At 64.4% G+C, this 23,866-nt stretch carries 17 protein-coding genes; 10 read left to right on the plus strand and 7 right to left on the minus strand.

Features of this window, described 5'->3' with window-relative positions:
* Window positions 1-94: 94 nt before the first annotated feature.
* Window positions 95-835 (minus strand): aspartate/glutamate racemase family protein, encoded by a 741-nt coding sequence (locus HXS65_RS11090; RefSeq protein WP_176493855.1) that lies wholly within the window; start codon window positions 833-835, stop codon window positions 95-97.
* A 393-nt stretch (window positions 836-1,228) separates the two neighbouring features.
* On the opposite strand from HXS65_RS11090, the gene HXS65_RS11095 reads away from it, so the two are divergent.
* The 3 genes from HXS65_RS11095 (at window position 1,229) to HXS65_RS11105 (ending at window position 5,096) form a co-directional block, all read left to right on the plus strand.
* Entirely contained in the window at window positions 1,229-2,704 is a 1,476-nt protein-coding gene (locus tag HXS65_RS11095) for an NCS1 family nucleobase:cation symporter-1 (RefSeq protein WP_077379947.1), read from the plus strand.
* A 210-nt stretch (window positions 2,705-2,914) separates the two neighbouring features.
* Window positions 2,915-4,063, plus strand: a complete 1,149-nt coding sequence (locus HXS65_RS11100) for a GGDEF domain-containing protein (RefSeq protein WP_167592949.1) — start codon at window positions 2,915-2,917, stop codon at window positions 4,061-4,063.
* Window positions 4,064-4,202: 139 nt separating this feature from the next.
* Entirely contained in the window at window positions 4,203-5,096 is an 894-nt protein-coding gene (locus HXS65_RS11105) for a UDP-2,3-diacylglucosamine diphosphatase (RefSeq protein ID WP_176493856.1), read from the plus strand.
* A gap of 3 nt (window positions 5,097-5,099) precedes the next feature.
* Here the strand turns inward: HXS65_RS11105 and HXS65_RS11110 are convergent, their stop codons facing one another.
* Window positions 5,100-6,029 carry an AEC family transporter gene (locus HXS65_RS11110; RefSeq protein WP_176493857.1) on the minus strand — a complete coding sequence of 310 codons (930 nt, stop codon included), beginning with the start codon at window positions 6,027-6,029 and terminating at the stop codon, window positions 5,100-5,102.
* Window positions 6,030-6,376: 347 nt separating this feature from the next.
* Here HXS65_RS11110 and metF point away from each other — a divergent pair, with 347 nt between their 5' ends.
* Both metF and sodC read left to right on the plus strand, forming a co-directional pair.
* A complete protein-coding gene (metF, locus tag HXS65_RS11115) occupies window positions 6,377-7,228 on the plus strand; it encodes a methylenetetrahydrofolate reductase [NAD(P)H] (RefSeq protein ID WP_077379955.1) in 852 nt (283 codons plus the stop codon).
* Window positions 7,229-7,387: 159 nt separating this feature from the next.
* Window positions 7,388-7,957 (plus strand): superoxide dismutase family protein, encoded by a 570-nt coding sequence (sodC, locus tag HXS65_RS11120; protein ID WP_084207737.1) that lies wholly within the window; start codon window positions 7,388-7,390, stop codon window positions 7,955-7,957.
* 121 nt (window positions 7,958-8,078) lie between these two features.
* On the opposite strand, the gene HXS65_RS11125 is transcribed toward sodC, so the two are convergent.
* On the minus strand, window positions 8,079-8,330 hold the full coding sequence (locus tag HXS65_RS11125; RefSeq protein ID WP_141392221.1) for a YheV family putative zinc ribbon protein: 252 nt from the start codon (window positions 8,328-8,330) through the stop codon (window positions 8,079-8,081).
* A gap of 172 nt (window positions 8,331-8,502) precedes the next feature.
* Window positions 8,503-10,551, minus strand: coding sequence for an oligopeptidase A (gene prlC, locus HXS65_RS11130; RefSeq protein WP_084207739.1), 2,049 nt, complete (start codon window positions 10,549-10,551; stop codon window positions 8,503-8,505).
* A 282-nt stretch (window positions 10,552-10,833) separates the two neighbouring features.
* On the opposite strand from prlC, the gene HXS65_RS11135 reads away from it, so the two are divergent.
* From HXS65_RS11135 to HXS65_RS11145, 3 genes are all read left to right on the plus strand, one after another.
* Window positions 10,834-12,177 (plus strand): sodium-dependent transporter, encoded by a 1,344-nt coding sequence (locus tag HXS65_RS11135; RefSeq protein WP_176493858.1) that lies wholly within the window; start codon window positions 10,834-10,836, stop codon window positions 12,175-12,177.
* 167 nt (window positions 12,178-12,344) lie between these two features.
* Window positions 12,345-12,887, plus strand: coding sequence for a gamma carbonic anhydrase family protein (locus tag HXS65_RS11140; protein ID WP_077379965.1), 543 nt, complete (start codon window positions 12,345-12,347; stop codon window positions 12,885-12,887).
* A 247-nt stretch (window positions 12,888-13,134) separates the two neighbouring features.
* Entirely contained in the window at window positions 13,135-13,842 is a 708-nt protein-coding gene (locus HXS65_RS11145) for a metal-dependent hydrolase (protein WP_077379967.1), read from the plus strand.
* Between the two features lie 36 nt (window positions 13,843-13,878).
* Here HXS65_RS11145 and HXS65_RS11150 read toward each other — a convergent pair whose 3' ends face one another.
* The 3 genes from HXS65_RS11150 to HXS65_RS11160 form a co-directional block, all read right to left on the minus strand.
* Window positions 13,879-15,324 carry a sigma-54 dependent transcriptional regulator gene (locus HXS65_RS11150; RefSeq protein ID WP_176493859.1) on the minus strand — a complete coding sequence of 482 codons (1,446 nt, stop codon included), beginning with the start codon at window positions 15,322-15,324 and terminating at the stop codon, window positions 13,879-13,881.
* Window positions 15,321-17,681 (minus strand): ATP-binding protein, encoded by a 2,361-nt coding sequence (locus HXS65_RS11155; RefSeq protein ID WP_167592950.1) that lies wholly within the window; start codon window positions 17,679-17,681, stop codon window positions 15,321-15,323. The genes HXS65_RS11150 and HXS65_RS11155 overlap by 4 nt, the downstream gene beginning before the upstream one ends.
* Window positions 17,682-17,758: 77 nt before the next feature.
* Window positions 17,759-18,526: an FCD domain-containing protein gene (locus HXS65_RS11160; RefSeq protein ID WP_077379971.1), complete on the minus strand. Its 768-nt coding sequence runs from the start codon at window positions 18,524-18,526 to the stop codon at window positions 17,759-17,761.
* A gap of 412 nt (window positions 18,527-18,938) precedes the next feature.
* On the opposite strand from HXS65_RS11160, the gene HXS65_RS11165 reads away from it, so the two are divergent.
* Window positions 18,939-20,645 (plus strand): L-lactate permease, encoded by a 1,707-nt coding sequence (locus tag HXS65_RS11165; RefSeq protein WP_176493860.1) that lies wholly within the window; start codon window positions 18,939-18,941, stop codon window positions 20,643-20,645.
* Between the two features lie 64 nt (window positions 20,646-20,709).
* Window positions 20,710-23,649, plus strand: a complete 2,940-nt coding sequence (locus tag HXS65_RS11170; RefSeq protein ID WP_176493861.1) for an FAD-binding and (Fe-S)-binding domain-containing protein — start codon at window positions 20,710-20,712, stop codon at window positions 23,647-23,649.
* The last annotated feature ends 217 nt before the right edge of the window (window positions 23,650-23,866 follow it).

Raw genomic sequence — 23,866 nt, forward strand, 5'->3', positions numbered from 1 at the left:
AGCCTGCCAAGAGAAACGCCCCCTCACTGACAGCAGTGAGGGGGCGTTTTCGTTGCTGTCGAGAGAGGCAAGCCAAGGGCATCGCAATGGCAGGTCAGAGGGCGGCCAGCCCCCGGGCAAAGACGCCGCTGAGCGGCTTGGCCTCGCCGCCCGGTGCCGCGCGGGTGACGGCGGGCTGGCGCATCAATGTCAGCAGCAGATCCCGTCCCGCCAGCAGCGGGTCGACCACCGGCAGACAGATATCCCGAGCGATGGCGTCGCGCAGCGGGCCCATCGCGGCGCAGCCCAGCACGATGCTGCCGGCACCGCTCGCCCTGGCCTGCTCACAGCTCTCAAGCAGCGCCTGCGGGGGAGTGCGCGCCTCGGACAGCGCCAGTACCGGGACGTCACAGGCCAGCAGTGCCTTGCACAGCGGACGCATCGCATAGCGCTCCAGCAGCTGCTCGGACATCGGCAGCGTGCTGGTCATGCTGGTGACGATGGCAAAGGAGGGAGCCGCCAGCGTGGCCATGTGCATGGCGGCCTGGGCGATGCCGATCACCGGCACGGGGCTCAGTTCGCGGGCGGCCTCAAGGCCGGGGTCACCGAAGCAGGCCAGCAGATAGCCATCGGCGGGGGGCGTGTCCAGCAGGCCTTCTCTGTCCCGGGCGATCAGACTCAGCAGCGCGACCACCGCCATGGCTTCCTCGACGGCCGTCTCGATGCTGGGGGCGCCATGCTCGGCGGTCAGTACCTCGAGTCGGACGTCGTCCGCGAGCTGTCGTTGCAGCGAGTGCGCCATCTGCTGGCTCATCGCCTGGCTGGTGTTGGGATTGATGACCTTGAGACGCAACATGGCGCGTGTCTCCTGTGATGAGGTTCGGCTCGCGGGGATGGGTGAGACGTTCGAGCAGGATGGTCAATACGTGAGCAGCATTCGTGCCAGACGGGCAATCACCGCTTCAGCAACGTTCGTTTCATCGTTGGTGCGCCCTGGTGGTGCATATGGCGAATTCAGGGGGAATCGATGGTGCTTGAGGGGGCAGCGATTTCGGCTTGAGAGGCACTACTGGCAGGAGGTGCAGGCAGAGCGGGGGTTGGGGGAAACGCTGGGAGATTGAAAAGCCGCAACATGTGTTTCATTGGCATGCTTGTTGATAGGGGGATAGGCATGGCGAGGCGTGATGCCTCGTGACCGGCCCACGGACGGAACGTCCACTCGGGCACCAAGCCCCCTCTGGAGACAACAATGACACCCCAGACTCCCCCTGACCTGAGCAACGCCAGCAAGCGGCTCATCAACGACGACCTCGCGCCCTGCGAGCAGAACTGGAACTGGTACAACATCTTCTCGTTCTGGATGTCCGACGTGCACAGCGTCGGTGGCTATGTCTTCGCCGCCAGTCTGTTCACCCTGGGCCTGGCCAGCTGGCAGATTCTGGTCTCGATGCTGGTGGGGATTCTGGTGGTGCAGGTGTTCGCCAATCTGATCTCGCGGCCCAGCCAGCAGACGGGGGTACCGTTTCCGGTGGTCTGCCGCCAGTCATTCGGCATCTATGGCGCCAATATCCCGGCGATCATCCGCGGGCTGATCGCGGTGGTGTGGTACGGCATCCAGACGTATCTGGCGGCACATGCCTTGATGCTGGTGCTGCTGCGTTACGTGCCGTCGCTGGAGGGGCTGACCGAGGTCCAGTACCTCGGCCTCTCGCAGCTTGGCTGGTACTGCTTCCTGTTCATGTGGGTGCTGCAGGCGCTGGTGTTCTGGTGGGGCATGAACGCGGTGCGCCGTTTCATCGATTTCGCCGGGCCGGCGGTCTATGTGGTGATGTTCGCGCTGGCGGGCTGGATCGTCTGGCAGGCCGGCTGGGACAACATCAGCTTCACGCTGGGCAGCAAGACACTCTCCGGCAGTGATGCCCTGTGGCAGATGGTGATCGCCGCGGCCCTGGTGGCGGGCTACTTCGCGGGTCCGACGCTCAACTTCGGTGACTTCTCGCGTTACTGCGCCACGCCTGGTGACGTGAAGCGTGGCAACTTCTGGGGCCTGCCGGTCAACTTCCTGCTGTTTGCCGTCATCACCGTGGTAGTGGTGTCCGGCACCCAGCCCATCTTCGGCGAGATGCTGCATGACCCGATGGAGACTGTCGCGCGCATCGACAACGGTGTCGCGGCGGCGCTGGGTATCCTGACCCTGGTGCTGGCGACCATCGGCATCAACATCGTGGCCAACTTCGTGTCACCGGCGTTCGATTTCTCGAATGTGGCGCCGTCGCGCATCAGCTGGCGCATGGGCGGCATGCTCGCCGCCGTCGGCTCCATCTTCATCACGCCGTGGAATCTGTTCAACAATCCGGAAATCATCCAGTACACCGTGGGCATTCTCGCCGCGGCCATCGGTCCGGTGTATGGCGTGATCCTGTTCGATCACTACTTGATCCACAAGGGCGGCATCAACACCCGGGCATTGTTTACCGACAGCGCGCAGGGAGAGTATTTCTTCGAGAAGGGCGTCAATGTCGCGGCGGTCAAGGCGTTGCTGGCCTCCTCGGCGGTGACGCTGGTCATCAGCTTCCTGCCGCTGGGTGACATCACCCACTTCACGCTGTTCATCGGCGGCCTGATGGCGGCAGGGCTGTATGGCATCTTCTCGGGATATTGGCTGGGAGATGCCGCCTCCGCGCGCATCTATGTGCCTGCTGGTTCACGCGGCAAGGTCGTCTGACCGCAGGCGAAAGGCGCGAGTCACGTCGAGACGCTCAGGGCCCGTACCTTCCCGGTATCGGGCCCTGAGTGCATCTCGCCGGCAGGACACGTGGCAGTAGCGTTGGCGGGACGCGAGCCGTCGGGATAGGGGGAGGCTGGCGGCAGGTGTAGCATGAGGCCATGCCCCAGCTTTCCGAGAGGACGTGCCGTGTCGTTCCATGATCACCTCATGCCATGCAGTGAGATGGAGGATGAGGAGTCTCGCCATTATCGGGCGCGACTCAATCATACCTTCGTGCTGTTCGCGATGGCGGGTCTGGCGTGCTTTCTGCTGTTCGATTACTTCCAGGTCCCTGACGCCTGGCCGACTCTGTGGCTCGGGCGCTTCCTGCTTCTCGGTGTCTGTGTGCTGTGTGTGACGCTACTGCGTCGCCAGCCACGTCGACCCGACGATATCGCATTGCTCGGCGCCGTCTGCGCCAATCTGTATTTCTGCTTCGGCGCGACGATGATCCAGGATGCCATCACGCTATCGCTGTGGAACCTGAGCTTCTCGACCTCCATGCTGATCGCCATGCCGGCGTGGCTGGTGTGGGGCTGGCGGTACCAGCTGGTCAGCAGTCTGCCGTTGATACTGGGCTATCTGCCGCTCTTTCTATGGCTGAGCCCGCTCTCGCTCAAGGACCTTGCCGGCGCGGGAGGTGCCTACATGATCGCGACGATGATCATGGCGCCGGCGCTGGCGCACGCTCGCAGCTCCACCTTCCTGCGTACCGTCAAGCTGCGCCGGGCACTGGAGGTGCGCAACGCCGAGCTCAGCCACATGAATCAGCAGCTGCTCACGCAGCAGCATGAGCTGGAATACCGTGCCAACCATGACCTGCTGACCAGCCTGCCCAACCGCCGCTGTGGTCTCGAGTTTCTCGACAGGACGTTGGCCGCCAGCCTGCGAGAACGCCGGTGTCTATCCATCCTGTTCGTGGATGTCGATCGCTTGAAGTACGTCAACGACACCTTTGGCCATCCCCAGGGGGACCGGCTGATCCAGCTGGTCGCCGCAGGCGCGGCACAGGCCGCGGGAGAGGAAGGGATGGCCTGCCGTCTGGGCGGAGACGAGTTTCTGGTCGTGCTGCCCGGGGCCTGCGATATGGCCAGTCAGCAGGCGGCGAATCAGCTGATGCATCACCTGGAGGCGCAACGTCTCGAGGAGCAGATCGCCTTTCCGGTCGAGGTGAGCATCGGGCGGGTCACGCATGACTCGGTACTGCAGGGCGAGATCAGCGTGCAGGATCTCATCCACATCGCGGATGATCGCATGTACCGCCAGAAGCGCGCCGGCCGGCATGCGGTGGTAAAGGGGAGCAATCAGCAGGCGTGAGCGGCGGGTTGTCATCGCCCGGTCATGGTCCTGTTATGGAGGCGTCATCGCACGCGGTCACTCTGGTCCGGCAATCCGGGGCGTAGCCATGTCTGTCTGCGCTCGCCGATCCCGAGGTGATTGATCAGAGGTAACTGACATGCCCGTGCCGCACTTCGCTCCCCCGTCTTCTCCGGCGTCTTCTGCAGAGGCGGCGCCACGGCATGCGTCACTCGGCCAGGTGCGGACATTGTTCATCTCGGACGTGCATCTGGGCACGCCGGACTGTCAAGCGGCGCTGCTCGCGAAGCTGCTGCGGCGCGTGCGCCCTGAGCGTCTGTATCTGGTCGGCGATATCGTGGATCTGCTGGCGATGCGCAAGCGTGCGGTGCTCGACAAGGACCAGCAGGCGCTGGTGGCGCGGGTACTGCGCCTGGCACGCAGTGGCTGCGAGGTCATCTACATTCCCGGCAATCACGATGCCGCCTTCCGTCGTCTGTGCGGTCTGAAGCTACACAACGTCAGCATCGAGCGGCGCGCGATTCATACCACGGGCAGTGGACGTCGCCTGCTGGTCTCCCACGGCGATGAATTCGATACCCATGTGCGCATCGCGCCGTGGCTGCTCACGCTGGGGGATGGCATGCACGGCTTCATCCTGTCGCTCAATCGCTGGTGCAACCGCGCGCGTGGCATGTTCGGTCTGCCTTACTGGTCGCTGGCCAGCGCGCTCAAGCGCCGCAGTGGCGTCGCCCAGCGCTACGTGGCCCAGTTCGAGGAGGCGGCCATGCGCCAGGCCCGTCTCGAAGGCCTGGATGGCTATGTCGGTGGGCATATCCACCAGGCGGGCTTTCGGGTCGAGGATGGCGTGCTCTACTGCAACGACGGCGACTGGGTAGAGCACTGCACTGCGCTGGCGGAAGATGGCGACGGCGCACTGCATCTGATCGACTGGCAGGGGCAGATTCTCGAAAGCGCCCCGCGTCATGTGATGCCGCGTCAGGCCGTGCCACCCGCCACCGAGGCCGTCACCCCCGAGATGGCCGGGGCCTGAGCCTCACCCCAGCCGGCTGATCGTCAGCATCCATGACAGGTAGAGTGGGATGATCAGCGGGGCCGCCAGGGTAGTCAGCATCACCGCGATCGCGCCCTTGGCCGGCTGGATGTTCAGCTCGATGGCCAGCACGACCACATTGGCGGCCATCGGCACCACCCCCAGCAGCAGCAGGACCTGCGCCAGTACCGGGTCGAGTGCGAACAGGCTGCCCAGCAGCATCACGCTGCCCAGACTCAGCAGCGGCCACATCACGAAACGCAGGGCAGTCGCGGCCAGGATGAAGCGCGGGTCGACCTCGCGCAGGCTGATGCCCCCCAGCGTCATGCCGATGATCATCATGCCCAGCACCGTGTAGCTGTACTTGAAGTAGTCGAGCCCCTCCATGACCGCCCCCGGCACCTGAAGCCCCAGCGTGCCGACCAGCAGTGCGGCCATGAAGGCGTAGATCAGCGGCAGCCGCGCGATCTTCACCAGACTTTGCTGCATCGAGAACTGCCCGCGCGCACTGACGTAGAAGCCCAGCGTGAACTCATACAGGGTGATGCCGAGCAGGCAGAACAGGTACTGGGTCACGCCTTCCGGCGGCAGCAACAGCATCGCGACCGGCAGGCCGAAGTAGCCGGTGTTGCCGGTGCCGGAAGAGAAGGCGAGCAAGGCGGCCTCCTGCGGCGGGAAGAACTTCGCGGCCAGTGGACGCACCAGCAGACAGATGAGGCTCGACAGCGTGAACAGGCCCAGTGTCAGACCCAGATCGCTCAAGGAGGGCTCGCCCAGCACCAGTCCGCGGAAGAAGGTCAGCGGCGCGATCACGTAGATCAGCAAGGTGGCGATGGGGCGTGGGTCGATGGCCAGCTTGCGGGCGCAAAGTGCGCCGATGGCAACGAAGGTGATCAGCATCCAGAGCGGTTGCTGCAGATCCAGGTGATCCATCACGGTTCCTTGTGAAGTGGGGCGGGGCGTGCGAGCCATCATGCCGTGAGTCATGTGCCGACGTCATCTTGAAAACGGCGCCCGCTCGGGCTGCAGGGAGGGTGTCGCGCAGCAGGTGAGCCGGGTAAGGCGTTGTGGTTATAAGAAAGCAGTTTCTTATATGAATGATATTGATGTTGAGGCGAAAACCTTTCATTGGCCGTGGATCGAGGCGCAGGTCATGATGCATGACATGCACCGTGCGCGTGCTTGTGTCATCAGCGCAGCGCCACACGGCAGCACGCACACCGCGACGTGTGCGGCACAAGAACATCAATGCCGGACACGACCGACCAGGAGGCCGCCCCATGAGCGCCAGCGAACACCCCTCAGGCATCAGTTTCGAGTTCTTTCCACCGAATACCGAGGTGGGACGTGAAAAGCTGATGGGTGTCCGTGACCGCCTGGCCGCGCTGGACCCGGCATTCTTCTCGGTCACCTATGGCGCTGGTGGCTCCACGCGTGAGCGCACCTTCAATACCGTGCAGTCCGTGCGCAGCAGCGGTATCTGCACGGCGCCGCATCTGTCATGTGTCGGCAGCGACCGTGGTGAGCTGCGCGAGATTCTCGGCGAGTATCGCGAGCAGGGCATCAAGCGCCTGGTGGCGCTGCGCGGTGATCTGCCGTCCGGGATGGGCGCGCGCAGTGAACTGCGCCATGCCAATGAGCTGGTGGAGTTCGTGCGTGACGAGACCGGCGATCATTTCGAGATCGCGGTGGCCGCCTACCCGGAGTGTCACCCGCAGGCTGACAACTACCGTATGGATCTGGAGAACTTCGCGCGCAAGATGAATGCCGGGGCCGACATCGCCATCACCCAGTATTTCTTCAATGCCGATGCCTACTTCCACTTCGTGGAGCGAGCACGTGATCTGGGCATCCAGCAGCCGATCATCCCGGGCATCATGCCGATCACCAATTACACCAAGCTGGCGCGTTTCTCCGACTCCTGCGGTGCCGAGATTCCGCGCTGGATTCGCAGGCAGCTCGAGAGCTACGCCGATGACAGCGAGAGTCTCCAGGCCTTCGGTACCGAGGTGATCTCGCGGATGAGTCAGCGTCTGCTGGATGGCGGCGCGCCGGGTCTGCATTTCTATACCCTCAACCAGGCCGGGCCGTGTCTCAAGGTGCTGGAAAACCTGGGGATCTCTTCTCGCTGAGGTGTGCTCGCCCGGCGTGCGCGGCAAGTCATTGGCAGAATTGCATTGAATGTGACGTCTCTCGCCCTGAGGTCTGAGGGGTAGCCGCTTGCGACAGCGGCCCGCAAGCCACTCAAGGCGTCGGCAGTGAAGCCGGCCTCAGTGAAGGAGAGATTGCTCATGAATCACGAGACACAGCACACGGCATCCTTTGCGTCATCTACCAGAAAGCCCTTCAAGAGCGCCGCTGCGGTGGCGCTGGGTGCCTGGTTGTTCGGGGGTGTCGCCCAGGCGGCCACCGAGGTGGAAATGCATCGTGTCAGCAGTGACGGGGTGGGCGAGACCGTCGGTAGCATCATGGCCGAGGACACCGCTGATGGTCTGCTGCTGACGCCGAAGATCGAAGGGCTCGAAAGCGGCATCCATGGCTTCCACCTGCATGCCAATGCCAGCTGCGAACCCGCCGAGAAGGACGGTGAGGCCGTGGCCGGTGCCGCGGCAGGTGGCCACTTCGACCCAGAGGAGACCGGCACCCACCAGGGCCCGTATGGCGATGGCCACCTGGGTGATCTTCCGGCGCTGAGCGTCGATGCCGATGGCAAGATCTCGCTGCCGGTGTTGGCTCCGCGCCTCAAGGAGAGCGATCTCGGCGGTCATGCGCTGATGATCCACTCCGGCGGTGACAACTACACCGATACGCCCAAGCTGGGTGGTGGCGGCTCGCGCGTTGCCTGCGGCGTGGTCAAATGAAAGCCGTGGACCAGTCGAGCTGACAGTCCGTCGAGCTGATACGCAAAAGCCCCGCCATCTGGCGGGGCTTTTTCATGCAGCAAGCATGGATGCCACGGGGGGCTCGCGATATCACATGCGGTCAGTGCCGCTTGCCGGGGTCCAGGATACGCACCGGCTGGACCTCATCACTCGCGGGCTCGTCGCGTGGCGCGTTCACGCGCGTGGACAGCTCCCCGAGGGTGGGCGGTTCCTCGATGGCCTGCTGCTCGAAGAAGTCACAGGACACGCAGTCACGGTAGCGTGTCTCGTTCTGCTCCCAGGTGCGCAGGCGGTCCATTGCTCCACAGCGTGGGCAGACGGCACCCGCGATGAAGCGCTTGATGGTAGACATGGTGCCTCCAGTCAGGATCTGGTTGTGTCAGGCCGCTCGGCACCGGGCAATGCGAGCGTCAGGCGGACGATGCGCCATATGATACGCCCCCGACCGGCAAAGGTCAGGGGCGCAAGGACAGCGGTGTGTGATCAGGCTTGCGCCGTCATCAAGATCGGCGTCTGGGCGAGGCTCAGGCCGCCTGGGCACCGATACCGGAGTGACGCAGCAGGGCATCGACCTGCGGGTCACGGCCCCGGAAGGCGCGGAACAGCTCGGCGGCATCACGCGAGCCACCCTTGGCCAGTACCTCTTCCCGGAAGCGCTGACCGGTGGCGGTGTCGAAGACGGCGCTTTCCTCGAAGGCGCTGAAGGCATCCGCCGACAGCACTTCGGCCCACTTGTAGCTGTAGTAACCCGCGGCGTAACCGCCGGCGAAGATGTGGCTGAAGCCATTCTGGAAGCGGTTGAACTCGACCGCCGGGACCACGGCGACCTTGCTGCGTACCTCGTCGAGCAGCGTCTGGACATCGCCGGCGGACGGCGTGTCGAGCTCGTGATGCAGGCGGAAGTCGAACAGCGAGAATTCCAGCTGGCGGACCATGGTCATCGCCGCCTGGAAGTTGCGTGCCGCCTGCAGGCGCTCGAGCATGTCGTCGGGCAGGCGCTCGCCGGTATCCACGTGACGCGCGATCAGATCCAGCCCTTCACGCTCGTAGCAGAAGTTCTCCATGAACTGGCTGGGCAGCTCGACGGCGTCCCACGCCACGCCATTGATGCCGGAGACTTCGGCGACTTCCTGACGGGTCAGCATGTGATGCAGACCGTGGCCGAACTCGTGGAACAGCGTGACCACTTCATCGTGGGTCAGCAGCGCCGGGCGGCCACCCACCGGGCGGGTGAAGTTGCAGGTCAGATAGGCGACCGGCAACTGCAGGCTGCCATCCTCGCGGCGACGACGCACGCGGCACTCATCCATCCAGGCGCCGCCACGCTTGCCTTCGCGGGCATAGAGATCGAGATAGAAGCCGGCGATCGGCGTGTCATTCTCGATCACCTCGTAGTAGCTGACGTCGTCGTGCCACACCGGCACTTCACGCTGCTGGAAGGTGATGCCGTAGAGGCGATTGACCACCTCGAACAGCCCGTCGATGGCCTGCGGCGCCGGGAAGTAGGGGCGCAGCTGTTCCTGATTGATCGCGTAGCGTGATTCGCGCAGCTTCTCGCTGGCGTAGCCGACATCCCACGGTTGCAGGTCATCGATGCCGAGGCTTTCGGTGGCGTAGGCCGCCAGCTCGTTGAACTCTTCACGCGCCTGGGGCACTGCGCGGGTCGCGAGGTCCTCGAGGAAGCTGATGACCTGTGCCGGCGAGTCGGCCATCTTGGTCGCCAGTGACAGTGAGGCGTAATCGTCGAAACCGATCAGCCTGGCCAGTTCCTGACGCAGGGCCAGAATCTCCTCGATCACCGGACCGTTGTCGAAATCACCGGCGTTGGGACCCTTTTCCGAGGCGCGGGTGACGAAGGCGGTGTAGACCTCCTCGCGCAGCTCGCGGTTGTCGGCGTAGCTGAGCACCGGGAAGAAGCTCGGGAAGTCCAGGGTAATGCGATAGCCTTCCAGCCCCTTGGCCTCGGCGTTGGCCTTGAGCGCCGCGAGGCCGCTTTCCGGCACGCCCGCCAGCGCCTCTTCCTCGACATCCTTGTGCCAGGCCTGGGTGGCATCCAGCACATGGTTGGAGAAGGTGTTGGAGAGTTCGGACAGGCGCGCCTGGATCTCGCCATAACGCTGCTTCTTGTCCTGGGGCAGATCGACACCGGCGAGACGGAAATCGCGCAGACTGTTGGTGATCGCCTTCTGCTGGGCTTCATCGAGGCTTGCGAATTCGTCGCTGTCCGCAAGGCGCTGATAGGCCGCAGCCAGATCGCTGTTCTGACCCACCCAGGTGGAGTAGGCCGACAGCTTGGCCAGACAGGCCTGATAGGCCTCGCGCAGCTTGGGGGAATTCATGGTCGAGTTGAGGTGCGAGACCGGTGACCAGGCCTGGCTCAGGCGGTCGCCCAGCGCTTCCAGCGGCGCGGCGAAGTTGTCCCAGCGCGTGTCGTCGCGGGTGGCCTCGATCAGGCGCTCGATCTCCTGCTGGTTGTGCTCCAGCAGTTCGCTGATCGCGTCTTCGACATGCTCGGCCTTGAGGGTGTCGAAGGGGGGCAGAGTGTTGCGTTCCAGCAGGGGATTGATCGACATCGTGTACCTCGCGTCATTCGGATGGGCGGCAGCGGTGAACGGTAAAGGAAGACTGGCGCATCGGAGGCGCCACGAGAACGGTGTCACCGTCGCCGCGGGGATACCTAGAATGTGAGGCCTTGGCGCGTGTTATTCAATCTATCGACCCGATAGGAGGCGGCCCGGACCTCTCCGCGTGGGACGCACGAGCCGAGCCCGCATTGGCCCTGAACGACGCGGCTGCTATCTTGCAGCCCCTGATGAGCCTTCATTGACTATCGATTCTTCACCACGAGAGCAGACATGAGCGAAACCACCGAACGCTGGGGCAGTCGCCGCGCCTTCATTCTGGCCGTCACCGGCGCTGCCGTCGGGTTGGGCAACATCTGGCGCTTCCCGTACATGACGGGCGAGAACGGCGGTTCGGCCTTTCTGCTGCTGTACATCGGCTTCGTGCTGCTGCTGGGCCTGCCGGTGATGATGGCCGAGATCATGATCGGTCGCGCCGGTCGGCGTGGGCCGATGCAGGCGCTCGCCCATCTGGCGACCAGCGCTGGCCGTACGCCGAACTGGCGCTGGCTGGGCTTCTTCGGTGCCATCACCATGTTCTTCATCCTGTCGTTCTATTCGGTGGTGTCGGGCTGGTCGATCGAGTATCTGGTCGATTCACTGAAGGGGGACTTCAGCGGCATGAGCCCGCCGGAGATCGGCGCCTCCTTCGGTGCCTTTCTGGAAGACCCGGTCACCATGACCTTCAACCACACCGTCTTCATGCTGATGACCATGAGCGTGGTGGCCGCCGGCATCTCCTCGGGGCTCGAACGTCTCAACAACCTGATGATGCCGCTGCTCTACGTGCTGTTGCTGGCATTGGCCGGTTACAGCATCAGTACTCCGGGCTTCGGTCCCGCCATCAGCTGGCTGTTCATGCCCAATCCCGACGCCATCACGCTGGACGTGGTGCTCAATGCCATGGGACATGCCTTCTTCACGCTGGCGGTCGGCGCCTGTGCGCTGATGGCCTATGGCGCCTACATGCCGGAGCGCCAGAGTCTGCCGACGGCCGCGATCGCCGTGGCGGCGCTGGACATCGGGGTGGCATTGCTGGCGGGGATCGCCATCTTCGCGGCGGTGTTCAGTCAGGGGCTGGACCCGGCTTCCGGGCCCGGCCTGATGTTCGTCAGCCTGCCCATCGCCTTTGCCAATCTGCCGGGCGGCAGCCTGCTGCTGGCGCTGTTCTTCCTGTTGCTGCTGCTGGCGACCTGGACCAGCTCGATCAACATCGCCGAGCCCATCGTCGAGGTGCTGCAGGGCTGGGGAATGACACGTCGGCGTGCCGCGCTGGCGGTGGGCATCGCGGTCTGGGCGATGGGCCTGTTGTCGGTGCTGTCCTTCTCGAGCCTCAAGGAAGTGCACCTGCTGGGCGAGATGAACGCCTTCGATGTGGTGACGACGATTCCGCCGGACTTCTTCCTGCCGATCGGCGGCCTGCTGATCGCCATCTTCGCGGGCTGGATCATGCCGCAGAATCTGGCATTGGCGGGGCTGGGGACGTCGCGTCGTTTCTTCCGTCGCTGGCGTTGGGTGCTGCGCTGGATCTCGATTCCGCTGGTGCTGGTCGTGCTGGGGTGGAGCTTCTTCAAGTAGGCCGCCAAGGGTTACGTGAGCAGGGCGTTTAGTCCTCGGGAGGGGCGGTGCCGCAAGGCGGGGAAATGAGCGTCGTCGAGCAAACCGCAACGCGATTCAGGCTGCCGCGCTATTGGCATCATGACGATGGGAGCAGTAGGCTGGTGGCCTAATTCAGGAGGCAAGGCATGAGCATTCGATCCTTCAAGGGCCTGACGCCGCGGCTGGGCGAACGGGTTTTCATCGACCCCAGCAGTGTCGTACTGGGCGATGTCGCCCTCGGTGATGACAGCTCGGTATGGCCACTGGCCGTGATCCGCGGCGACATGCACCGTATCCGTATCGGCGCGCGTACCAGCGTGCAGGACGGGGCAGTGCTGCACATCACTCACGCCAGCGACTTCAATCCGGGCGGCCATCCGCTGGAAATCGGTGACGACGTCACCATCGGCCACAAGGCCGTGCTGCACGGCTGCACCATCCATGACCGCGTGCTGGTCGGCATGGGAGCCATCGTGATGGACGGTGTGGTGGTGGAGGATGAGGTCATCATCGCGGCGGGCGCACTGGTGCCGCCTGGCAAGCGTCTCGAAGGCGGGCATGTGTATGCGGGCAATCCCGCGCGTGCGCTGCGTCCCATCAAGGACAGCGAGCGTGAGTTCTTCACCTATTCGGCGGTGAACTACGTCAAGCTGAAGGATCAGCATCTGGCTGAGGATTACGCCGGCTGAACCTCCTTCAAGGAGTTCCCCGAGCGCAGCAATGAGCACTCCCCCGTCGGCCCAGGCTGGCGGGGGAGTGCGCGTTTCGGGGGCTGCATTTCCCGAGCGTTGACGGTGGAGGCAGCATCTGCACTCACAAACCCGGACAAGCCATTGTTTTTCATGAAATGCTTGCGTCATAATCTGGACATATATCCAGTGCCAGCGTGTGGTGACTGGTCCAGTGACATCGTCGAGGGCTCGCGACCCGTATCTCATGGCCAATTTTCGTACCCATATCACCGTGGCAGCCTTTGCCGGCGGTATCGTGGCGGCGGCAGGCTGGCAAGGCGGCCTGTGGTCGCTGGCGGAGGGTGTGCCGCTGGCGAGCCTGACGACCTTCGGTGGCATCCTGCCGGACATCGACTCAGACAACTCGCGCGCCATCCGTATCCTGTTCACGCTGTTTGCGGTGCTGGCGACCATGGCCTGCGTGCTGCTGCTGCAGGACCGCCTGCTGGCGGGGCCGCTGATGATGGCGGGTGGCGCGACCTATCTGGGCGTGCGCTATGTGGCCAGCGCCATCTTCAAGCGTTTCACCGTCCATCGCGGCATCTGGCATTCCCTGCTGGCCTCATTGCTGTGCTCGCTGGGCGTGACGGCCGCCAGTCTGCATCTGCTCGGCCAGAGTGAGGAGCAGGCCTGGTGGCAGGGCGCCGCCCTGTTGTTCGGCGCCATGATCCATTTGTTGCTGGATGAGATGTACAGCGTCGACATGGTCGGAGCGCGTCTCAAGAAAAGTTTCGGCACCGCCTTCAAGCTGTTCGATTACCGCGAGCCGGGCAACTCGCTGGCGATGGTGGCGGTGATCGCCGCGATGACTCCCTGGCTACCGCCGCTGGCGGTGCTGGTGGACATCATGCACCTGCAGGGACCGCTGTCCGTCTTCGGCGCCAGCCTGTCTCGCCTGATGGCCGGTGTCTGACACGACGGCTACCTCTCCCGCAGCCCGCCATGCGCTTCAGCGCCGGTAGGGTTCGGCACTCAGGCCATGCTTCTTGAGCTTGTCGTAAAGTGTCTTGCGCGGCAGTCCCAGTCGTTCGCAGGCCATCACGACCTGCCCGCGGCACGCGGCCAGCGCGTCACGGATGAGCGCGGCCTCGAAGGCCTCCATGCGTGTCGGCAGTGCCTGCCCTTCGGTTGCCTGGCTGACGCTCTCTTCCAGTGACATCTCCGCCTGCAGGCTGCGCTGTTCAGTGGACCCTCCCGGCGGCTGCCCCTCCGCCATGCTGTCGCCGATATTGCCCTCCAGTCCCCCCAGCAGCACATGACGCTCCGCACAGTTTCTCAGCTCACGCACATTGCCTGGCCAGTCATGGTCGAGCAGCGCCTGCAGCGTACGCGAATCCAGCGGCGGAACCTCCAGACTGGTGCGCTCGCTGGCCAGAATGGCGAAGTGTCGAAACAGCTGCAGGATATCCTCGCGATGCTCACGCAGTGGCGGCAGATACAGCGTGACGACATTCAGGCGGTAGTAGAGGTCTTCACGGAAGTCGCCGGCGCTGGCCGCTTCACGCAGGTCACGCTTGGTGGCCGCGATGACGCGGATATCGATGGGGCGCGGTGTATTGCTGCCCAGTCGCTCGATACTGCGCTCCTGAAGGACACGCAACAGCTTGATCTGCAACGACATCGGCATGGACTCGATCTCATCGAGAAACAGGGTGCCGCCGTCGGCGTGTTCCAGCTTGCCGATCCGGCGCTCGCTGGCGCCGGTAAAGGCCCCCTTTTCGTGGCCGAACAGCTCCGACTCGATCAACGTTTCCGGCATGCCGCCACAATTGAGTGCCACGAAGGGCTTGCTGGCACGGAGACTGCGCTCGTGCAGACAGCGGGCCACGCGATCCTTGCCGGCTCCGGTCTCGCCGTACAGCAGGGTATCGGCATCCACCGCCGCCAGCCGTGAGACCTGGGCATCCAGGCGCTGAATCACCTCGCTGCTGCCGACCAGGCGCGGCCCGGCGCTGTTGCGCTGGGTATCCAGCTGCTCGCGCAGCGAGCGGTTCTCCAGCGCCAGACGCCTGGCGGCCACCGCACGCCGCACCCCGTCCAGCAGCCGCTCACGATCGAAGGGTTTCTCGATGAAGTCCCAGGCGCCGCCCTGCATGGCGGAGACGGCGGTATCGACATCGCCATGCCCTGTCATCACGATCACCGGCAGCTCGTCATCCAGCTCACGGGCAGCGCGCAGCAGGCTCAGACCATCCATGCCCGGCATGCGGATGTCGGTGATCACCACGCCCTCGAAGGGGGCTTCGGTGTTCAGGATCTCAAGCGCTTCCTCGGCACTGGCCAGCGGCCGGGTGAGGTAATCGGCCAGCATCAGGCTCTGGCTCAGGCTGTCGCGTAGATGTGGTTCGTCATCCACGACCAGCACCTGCATGTCAGCATTCGTGACATCACTCATGACGGCTCCTGTGAATTGGCGGCGGCGGATGGGGAAAGGGGCTGTGAGGGCGTGCCCGACGCCGGCAGCGTCAGCCGGAACAGTGCGCCCCCCAGTGGTGAGGGATGCGCCTCGAGGGTGCCGCCGAGATCCGCCACGATACGCGCGCTGATCGACAGCCCCAGTCCCAGTCCCTTGCCATCGGCGCGCTGGGTATAGAAGGGTTCGAAGACCCGTGTCAGCTGGGCTGGCGCAAGCCCCGGGCCGTTGTCATGCACTTCCAGCACCACTTGCGTGCCTTCACTGCCGGCTCGTTCATGCAGGTTCAGCTGGAGGCAGGCTGGCGCTGACGGTCTGTCAGCCAGCGCATCCAGTGCATTGCTGAGCAGATTGACCAGTACCTGCTCGAGGCGTACCGGTTCGGCACGCACCCTGGGCAGGGCGGTGCTCTGCTCACGCGTGATGTCGACTGCCTGGGCATCACGGCGTGGCTGCAGCAGGCGCAGGGCATAGTCGAGACTGGTGGCGAGGTCGACCGCTTCCAGGCGGTCACCACTCTTGCGCGAGAACTGGCGCAGCTGGGCGCTGATCTCGCCCATGCGCTGAGTCAGCTCGGTGATCTGGCGCAGGTTGCTCTCGACCTGAGGTGTCTGGGCACGGGCGAGGAAGGCGCTGGCATTCTCGGCATAGGCGCGGATGGCGGCCAGCGGCTGGTTGAGCTCGTGGTTGATGCCGGCGGCCAGCTCGCCAAGCACTGCCAGCTTGGCGGTCTGGATCAGTTCATCGCGGGTCGCGCGCAGCTCACGCTCGGCGCGGGTGCGTTCCTCGACTTCCGCGCTCAGGCGCGCATTGCTGGCAGCGAGGTCACGGGTGCGCTCGACCACGCGTTGCTCGAAGGCATCGCGTGCCTGGGCGAGGGCCTCGGCCTGGGCGCGCCGCTCGCTGACATCGAAGACCGTCACCAGCCAGCGCGGGCCATTGGGGCTCGGTAGCGGGGCGCAGGACAGCTCCAGCGGCACGGCCACTCCGCTGCGCAGGCCATGCACTTCCAGCGGCCCGATCGGGCGGGGGCGGGTCAGGTGGTCCAGCAGCGCACGCTCGGCCGGCAGGAACAGTTCGCGCAGGTCACGCCCTTCGCGTGCGCTGGGCTGCCGGGGGCTGTCGTCCCGTGAGGCATCGGCGCTCAAGGGCGAACCGAACAGCGCCACGGCGGTAGGATTGAGGTACACCAGGTGAGCACGTTCATCGAGGATGCACAGCCCCGCCTGAGTGCGGTCGATGATGCCCCGCACCCGTTGCTGACTGGCGGCGAGCGACTGTCGTTCACGTTCGGCGAACAGACGCCGCTCGCGCAGGATGCGCAGCCGTTGCCAGCCCAGCCCCGCCAGCAGGCACAGCAGTACGTAGCCACCGGCGGCCAGTCCGGCGGCTTGCCAGATGCTGCCGCGCAGCGGGGCCAGGGGCTTGAGCACATGCAGGCGCCAGCCGATGTCCGGCAGCGGGCGTGACAGGCTCAACCAGGCGTGCTGCCAGAGATCGCCCGGCGTCAGTTGCAGCAGCTCGACCGTGGTGACGGCGTCGAGACGCAAGGGCGGCTCGGGCGTCGACAGATCGGACAAGGCTTCACGGTGATAAAGCCGCAGGGGGCGCAGGCGTTGATTGGCATAGCGCTGGGTGTCGAGCAGCCGGTTGCGGGTCTCGTCACTGAGGGGGTCCAGCGTGCGCAGTACCCGGTCGGGCTGACTGGCGATGAAGATCACGCCGTGGGGGTCGGTGACCATGATGTCGGCATTCTGATCCAGCCATGCCGCTTCCAGCGCGGCGATCTGCACCTTGGCCACCACCACGCCGCGCCGCCCGCGGGGACTCACCACGCTGGCGCTGAAGAAGTAGCCACGCTCGCCGGAACTGGTCCCCAGCCCGTAGAAGCGTGCTTCGCCGCCGTCGATGGCGTCCTTCCAATAGGGGCGGAAGCGATAGTTCTGGCCGATGAAGGTGGATGCCGAGCGCCAGTTGCTGGCGGCGATGGTGGTGCCGACGTCGTTGACCAGGTAGAGGTCGGACACCTTCGCGAGCGCGCGCATGCGATCGAGCCGTTGATTGAGTGCCATCTCGGCGCTGGGGTCATCGGGGGCATCAAGGAAGGCGCGCAGCTGATCGTTCTCGGCGACCAGCCGTGGCAGGTAGGCATGCTGGCTCAGTTGACCACGCAGGCTGGCGGCGGTCAGGCGCAACTCGTTGTCTGCTTCATGGGTCAGGCGCTCGAGTGACTGGCTGCGCGCGACGGCCACCGCCTGCCAGACGCACAGCATCAGACCGATCGGTAGCACGATCGCCAGCAGCAGACGCCAGTGGTGAGGCAGACGCGTGTCCTTCATCGGCAGGCCTTTCTGGGCAAGGGCTCAAGGGGAAGGGGGGGGGCGGCCACCCTCACTGATCCATCAGCGTTGCACCCTCAGCGCTCCGGCATGGCCTGGGCACGGCGCAGGGCACGCTGTGCACGGGTTTCGGCGCGCTCCAGCTCCAGCAGTGAATCCTCGACGAACACCAGGTGCTCGTGGGCCGCGTTGCGGGCGTCTTCGGCGCGTCCTTCCATGATCGCCTCGAACAGGGTGCGGTGCTGCTGAATCAGGCGCGGACGCGATTCGGGCTTCTCGAACAGGTGGCGCAGGTTGGCCACGATGCTCTTCTCCAGCAACTGGAACAGGCTGCGCATCGAGTGCAGCAGCACCACGTTGTGTGCGGCCTCGGCGATGGCGAGGTGGAAGGCGGCATCCGCGCCGGCTTCCAGTTCCGGATCACGTCCCTCGAAACTCTTCTCCAGCGTCTCGAAGCATTGACGCAGCATCTCCTTGTCGGCCGGGGTGGAGCGCATGGCAGCGTAATAGGCACTGATGCCTTCCAGGGCGTCGCGAAACTCCAGCAGGTCGAGATTGAACTCGGAATGCCGACCCAGCAGCGCGCTGAGCGGGTCGGACCAGGCGCGCGCCAACTCTTCGGATACGTAGGTGCCGCCACCCTGACGTGAGGTCAAAAGCCCGCGCGCCGCCAGCTTCTGGATGGCTTCCCGCACGGACGGTCGCGAGACCTCGAACTGCTCGGCGAGGGTGCGCTCCGGAGGAAGCCGCTCACCGGGCTTCAGACTGCCCTCGAGAATCATGCTCTCGAGGCGTTCGGTGAGCACATCGGCGATACGGGGTTGGCGGACGGGGGCGTAACGCATGGAAGTGTCCTTGCGGCAGAAGTGAAAGGTGGCGCCGAGTGCTGCAAGCCGGTGTGCGGCATGCAGAAGAGGCGCGACCGAGAATCAGTGTGGCGTGTGGCGACTTCGCGCTACAGCCGACATTGGTCTTACCAATATGTATGACAACCACGCCTCGCGTGGCTGATTGGGATTGCCAGCAATTGGTAATACCAATTTTAAAGGGCGGTGGTGCTTTGACCAATGTCTAGATATCAGGCAGCTCATGATGTTTGACCGCCATGAGGGCGACGCCTAGATTATGCCGAGGTGCAGCAGGGTAAATTGGTATGACCAATTTATGTGAAGACCTGACCAGAGGGTGCGCCAACCCCGAGTGCTTCACTGCTGTGCCCGACAACAATCACAACAATTCGCCTGCGGAGTTTCCGTCATGTCCGAGCCCCTCCTGGCCTTGCTGGCCTTTGCCCCCATTCTGCTGGCGGGCATCCTGCTCGTCGGCCTGCAATGGCCCGCGCGCCGCGCCATGCCATTGGTCTTCCTCGTCACCGCTGCCATCGGCTATTTCGTGTGGCAGATGTCGCTGACGCGCATTCTGGCCTCCACGCTGCAGGGACTGATGGTCACCGTCTCGGTGCTGTGGATCATCTTCGGCGCCATCTTCCTGCTCAACACCCTCAAGCATTCCGGGGCGATCGCGGTGATCCGTGGTGCCTTCACCACCGTCAGTCCCGACCGGCGCGTACAGGCGATCATCATCGCCTGGCTGTTCGGCAGCTTCATCGAGGGCGCTTCCGGCTTCGGGACGCCTGCGGCCATCGCGGCGCCGCTGCTGGTCGCCATCGGCTTCCCGGCGCTGGGGGCGGTGATGGTGGGCATGATGATCCAGTCGACGCCGGTATCGTTCGGTGCGGTGGGCACGCCGATCGTGATCGGCGTGAACGCAGGCCTCGACAAGGCCAGCCTCAGCGAGCAGCTGCTGGCGAATCATTCCAGCTGGGAGGCCTTCCTGCAGCTGATCACCTCGGAAGTCGCCATCGTGCATGGCATCGTCGGCCTGCTGATGCCGCTGTTCATGATCGTGATGATGACGCGCTTCTTCGGCGCGAAGAAACGCTGGAGTGAAGGGTTGTCGATCGCACCGTTCGCGCTGTTCGCCGGGCTGTGCTTCACGCTGCCCTACGTGGCGGCGGGAGTTTTCCTCGGCCCGGAATTCCCGTCACTGATCGGCGCCCTGGTCGGTCTGACCATCGTGGTGCCGGCGGCGCGTGTCGGTTTTCTGCTGCCGAAGGACAGCTGGGATTTTCCGCCCGAGGCCGAATGGCCCAGGCATTGGCTGGGCGACCTGACGCTGGAGCGTGATGAGGTCGAGATGGCTGCCGCCGGCAGACGCCCGCTACCACTGTGGCTGGCATGGCTGCCCTATGGCCTGATCGCGCTGCTGCTGGTCGCCTCGCGCGTGTCGGGCGACGTCAAGGCGTGGCTGGTCAGCGTGCAGTTCAGTGCCACGGACCTGCTGGGGGCCAGCGGTGTGTCGGGGTCGATACAACCGCTCTACCTGCCGGGCGGCATCATGGTCTTCGTGGCACTGATCACCCTGATGCTGCATCGCATGCAGACGCGTCAGCTGGTGGCGGCGGCCAGTGAATCCTGGCGCACGCTGGTCGGGGCCGGATTCGTGCTGGTGTTCACCATTCCCATGGTGCGCATCCTGATCAACTCCGGCGTCAATCTGAACGACCTGGCCTCGATGCCGGTAGTGATGGCGGACGTGGTGGCCGACAGTCTCGGTCAGGCGTATCCGCTGTTCGCGTCCGGCATCGGGGCGCTGGGGGCCTTCATCGCCGGCTCCAACACGGTCTCGAACATGATGCTGTCCCAGTTCCAGTTCAATGTCGCTGCCCAGCTCGGGCTGTCGGGAGCGCTGATGGTGGCGCTGCAGGCGGTCGGGGCGGCGGCCGGCAACATGATCGCCATCCACAATGTGGTGGCGGCCTCGGCGACCGTCGGCCTGCTGGGGCGTGAGGGACGCACCCTGCGCATGACGGCGATTCCGACGGCTTACTATCTGTTGGCTTCTGGCGTGCTTGGCTTGCTGGCGTTCCACTTGCTTGGCCTGAGTGACCCATTGCTCAAGTGACAGAGCCTTTTCGTGATGCCGCCCTGACTGACATCCACACCGTTTTTTCAAAAAGAGATTGGCCATGACTGCTCCTGACGCCATTGCACGAGATGCCTTGAGCGAGACCCCATCGGCGACTGAGCGTGCAGCTGCCTATCTGGCATTGCGCGAGGCGCTGGCATTGCACCTTCCCGCTGAGCGCTTGATTCATGACGCGTTGCGGACGCTGGCCTACGGCACGGATGCCAGCTTCTATCGCCTGGTGCCGCAGCTGGTGGTGCGCGTGCATGACGAGCAGGAGCTGGGACATGTGCTGCGCGAGTGCCGAGCGCGCAAGCTGCCGGTAACCTTCCGGGCGGCCGGGACGTCGCTGTCCGGTCAGGCGCTGACGGATTCGGTGCTCATCCAGCTGGGCGGTGAGTGGCGTGGGGCGCAGGTGCTGGAACAGGGCAGTCGTATCCGCCTGCAGCCGGGGGTGATCGGCGCGCGTGCCAATCAATTGCTGGCCCCCTTCGGGCGCAAGATCGGCCCGGACCCGGCCTCCATCAACAGCTGCATGATTGGTGGCATCGCGGCCAACAACGCCTCCGGCATGTGCTGCGGCACGGCACACAACAGTTATCGCACCGTGGAGGACATTCGCGTCATTCTCGCCGATGGCACCTGCCTGGATACGGCGGTGCCGAAGAGCGTACAGGCCTTCCGTGCAAGCCACGCTGGCCTGCTGGCAGCGTTGGAAAGGATGGCCTGCGATGTGCGGGCGGACCCTGAACTGGCGGAGCGCATCCGTCACAAGTACCGCCTCAAGAACACGACCGGCTACAGCCTCAATGCGCTGGTCGACTATGCCGATGGTCTCGAGATCCTCAAGCATCTGATGATCGGCTCGGAAGGCACGCTGGGCTTCATCGCCTCGATCACCTATCGCACGGTGATCGAGGAGTCACACAAGGCGGCGGCGCTGGTCTACTACCCGAACATCGATGCGGCCTGTCGCGCCACCATGCTGCTCAAGACGGCGCCGGTCGCGGCGGTGGAGCTGATGGATCGCGCGGCGCTGCGCTCCGTCGAGGACGCGCCGGGCATGCCGGAGGTGCTGCGCACCCTGCCGGAAGCGGCGGTCGCGCTGCTGGTGGATGTGCGCGGCGCGCATCAGCAGGAGCTGGAGGCGCGCATGGCGGAGGTCGCCCGCGTGCTGGAAGGCATCGAGACCTGTGAAGCGTGGGCCTTCACCCAGGATGCGCAGCGCTATGCGTTGTACTGGAAGATCCGCAAGGGGCTGTTTCCGGCGGTCGGTGCGGTACGGGACCTGGGGACCACCGTGATCATCGAGGATGTCGCCTTCCCCATCGAGCGGCTGGCGGAAGGGGTCGGGGCGCTGACGGAGGTCTTCCAGCGTCATGGCTACCCTCAGGCGATCCTGTTCGGCCACGCCCTGGAAGGCAACCTGCATTTCGTCTTCCCGCAGGGCTTCGAGCGTGAAGGCGAGGTGGAGCGCTATCAGGCATTGATGGATGACGTCGCACGGCTGGTGGGGCAGGAGTACGGTGGTTCGCTCAAGGCCGAGCATGGCACCGGTCGCAACATGGCACCTTATGTAGAGCTTGAGTGGGGCAAGGAGGCCTACGCCCTGATGTGGCGTATCAAGGAGGCTTTCGACCCGGACAATCTGCTCAATCCGGAAGTCATCCTGACGCGCAATTCCCGTCTGCATCTGGAGAACCTCAAGCCTCTCCCGGCAGCAGACCCGCTGGTGGATCGCTGCATCGAGTGCGGATTCTGTGAGTCGGTCTGTCCGTCGAAGAATCTCAGCCTCACTCCACGTCAGCGCATCGTCATCCGGCGTGAGATCGCACGACTCGCCGCCCTCGATATGCCGACGGACGAGCAGCGCGCTCAGCTGGCGGCGCTCAAGAAGGATTACGCCTATCAAGGCATGGAGACCTGCGCGGGAGATGGTCTGTGTGCGACCCAGTGTCCGGTCGGCATCAATACCGGGGATCTGATCCGCGGTCTGCGCCACGAGGAGAACGCCGGTGCCGATCATCCGGGCAAGGTGAAGGTGGCGCACTGGGCCGGCGAGCACTTCACCCATGTCACCAGTGGCATGCGCGGTGTCTTGCGCCTGGCAGATGGGCTGCATGGTGTGGTCGGTACGCGCAACATGCGACGGCTGACTCAGGCCGCACGCAAGGTCTCCGGCGACAGGGTGCAGCAATGGACTCCCAGCATGCCAGGCGCCGCTCCGCGTCCCTATCTCAAACGTCTGGCGCAGCCATTGGGGCGCAACGAGACGCCCAATGGGCATGTCGTCTATTTTCCGTCCTGTGCCACGCGTGTCTTCGGGGTCGCCACTGACGACATCGATCCGCGCAGCGCCACCGAGATGGCGCTGGCCCTGATGGACAAGGCGGGATTCGAAGTCGTTCTGCCCAAGGGAGTGGATGCTCTGTGCTGCGGAATGGCCTTCCAGTCCAAGGGCCAGTTCGAGGCCGGGGATGCCAAGGCCGCCGAGTTGGCAGCCGCGCTGGTGGAAGCGAGTGATGGCGGGCATCTGCCGATCTTCTGTGATACCAGCCCGTGTCTCGCCCAGGCACAGGCCTACGCACGTGAACATCTCGAGGTATCGCTGACGCTGGTCGAGCCGGTGCAGCTGGTGCTCGACTATCTATTGCCACACCTCTCGATCACACCGCTCAAGGCAAGAGTCGCGGTGCATGTCACCTGCTCCAGTGTTCGCATGGGCTTGGCGGAGCGTTTCGTGGCACTGGCGCGCCAGTGTGCGACCGAGATCGTCGTGCCGGAAGAGATCACCTGCTGTGGTTTCGCGGGAGACAAGGGCTTCGCGACACCGGAGCTCAATGCTTCGGCGCTGAAAGGGCTGAAGGACGTGGTCGCCGACTGTGACTATGGTGTCTCCAACTCGCGCACCTGTGAGATAGGGCTGAGTGAGCACTCAGGGCTCAGTTATCAGTCGATTCTTGGCCTGGTGGATCGTGCCTCGGCATCAAGGCAAGGATAGAGGGCAAGGATAGGGAGAAAAGGGAGTGTGACGCTCCGTGACAGCGTGATGACAATCTCTTGAAAAAGCCCTTGCCCTCAGCCCGGTTCGTGCGTAAAGTACGCATCCGCTGCCGGGGACGCATGGCGTTACCAGCGGTAAAAGAGGTTTGCAGGTGATTGTTTTGTTTGATGTTTTTGAAGTCCGCTTCCAAATCATCGATTGACAATTCCGGGCG

It is taken from the genome of Cobetia sp. 5-25-4-2 (assembly GCF_013374075.1).
GTDB lineage: Bacteria > Pseudomonadota > Gammaproteobacteria > Pseudomonadales > Halomonadaceae > Cobetia > Cobetia marina.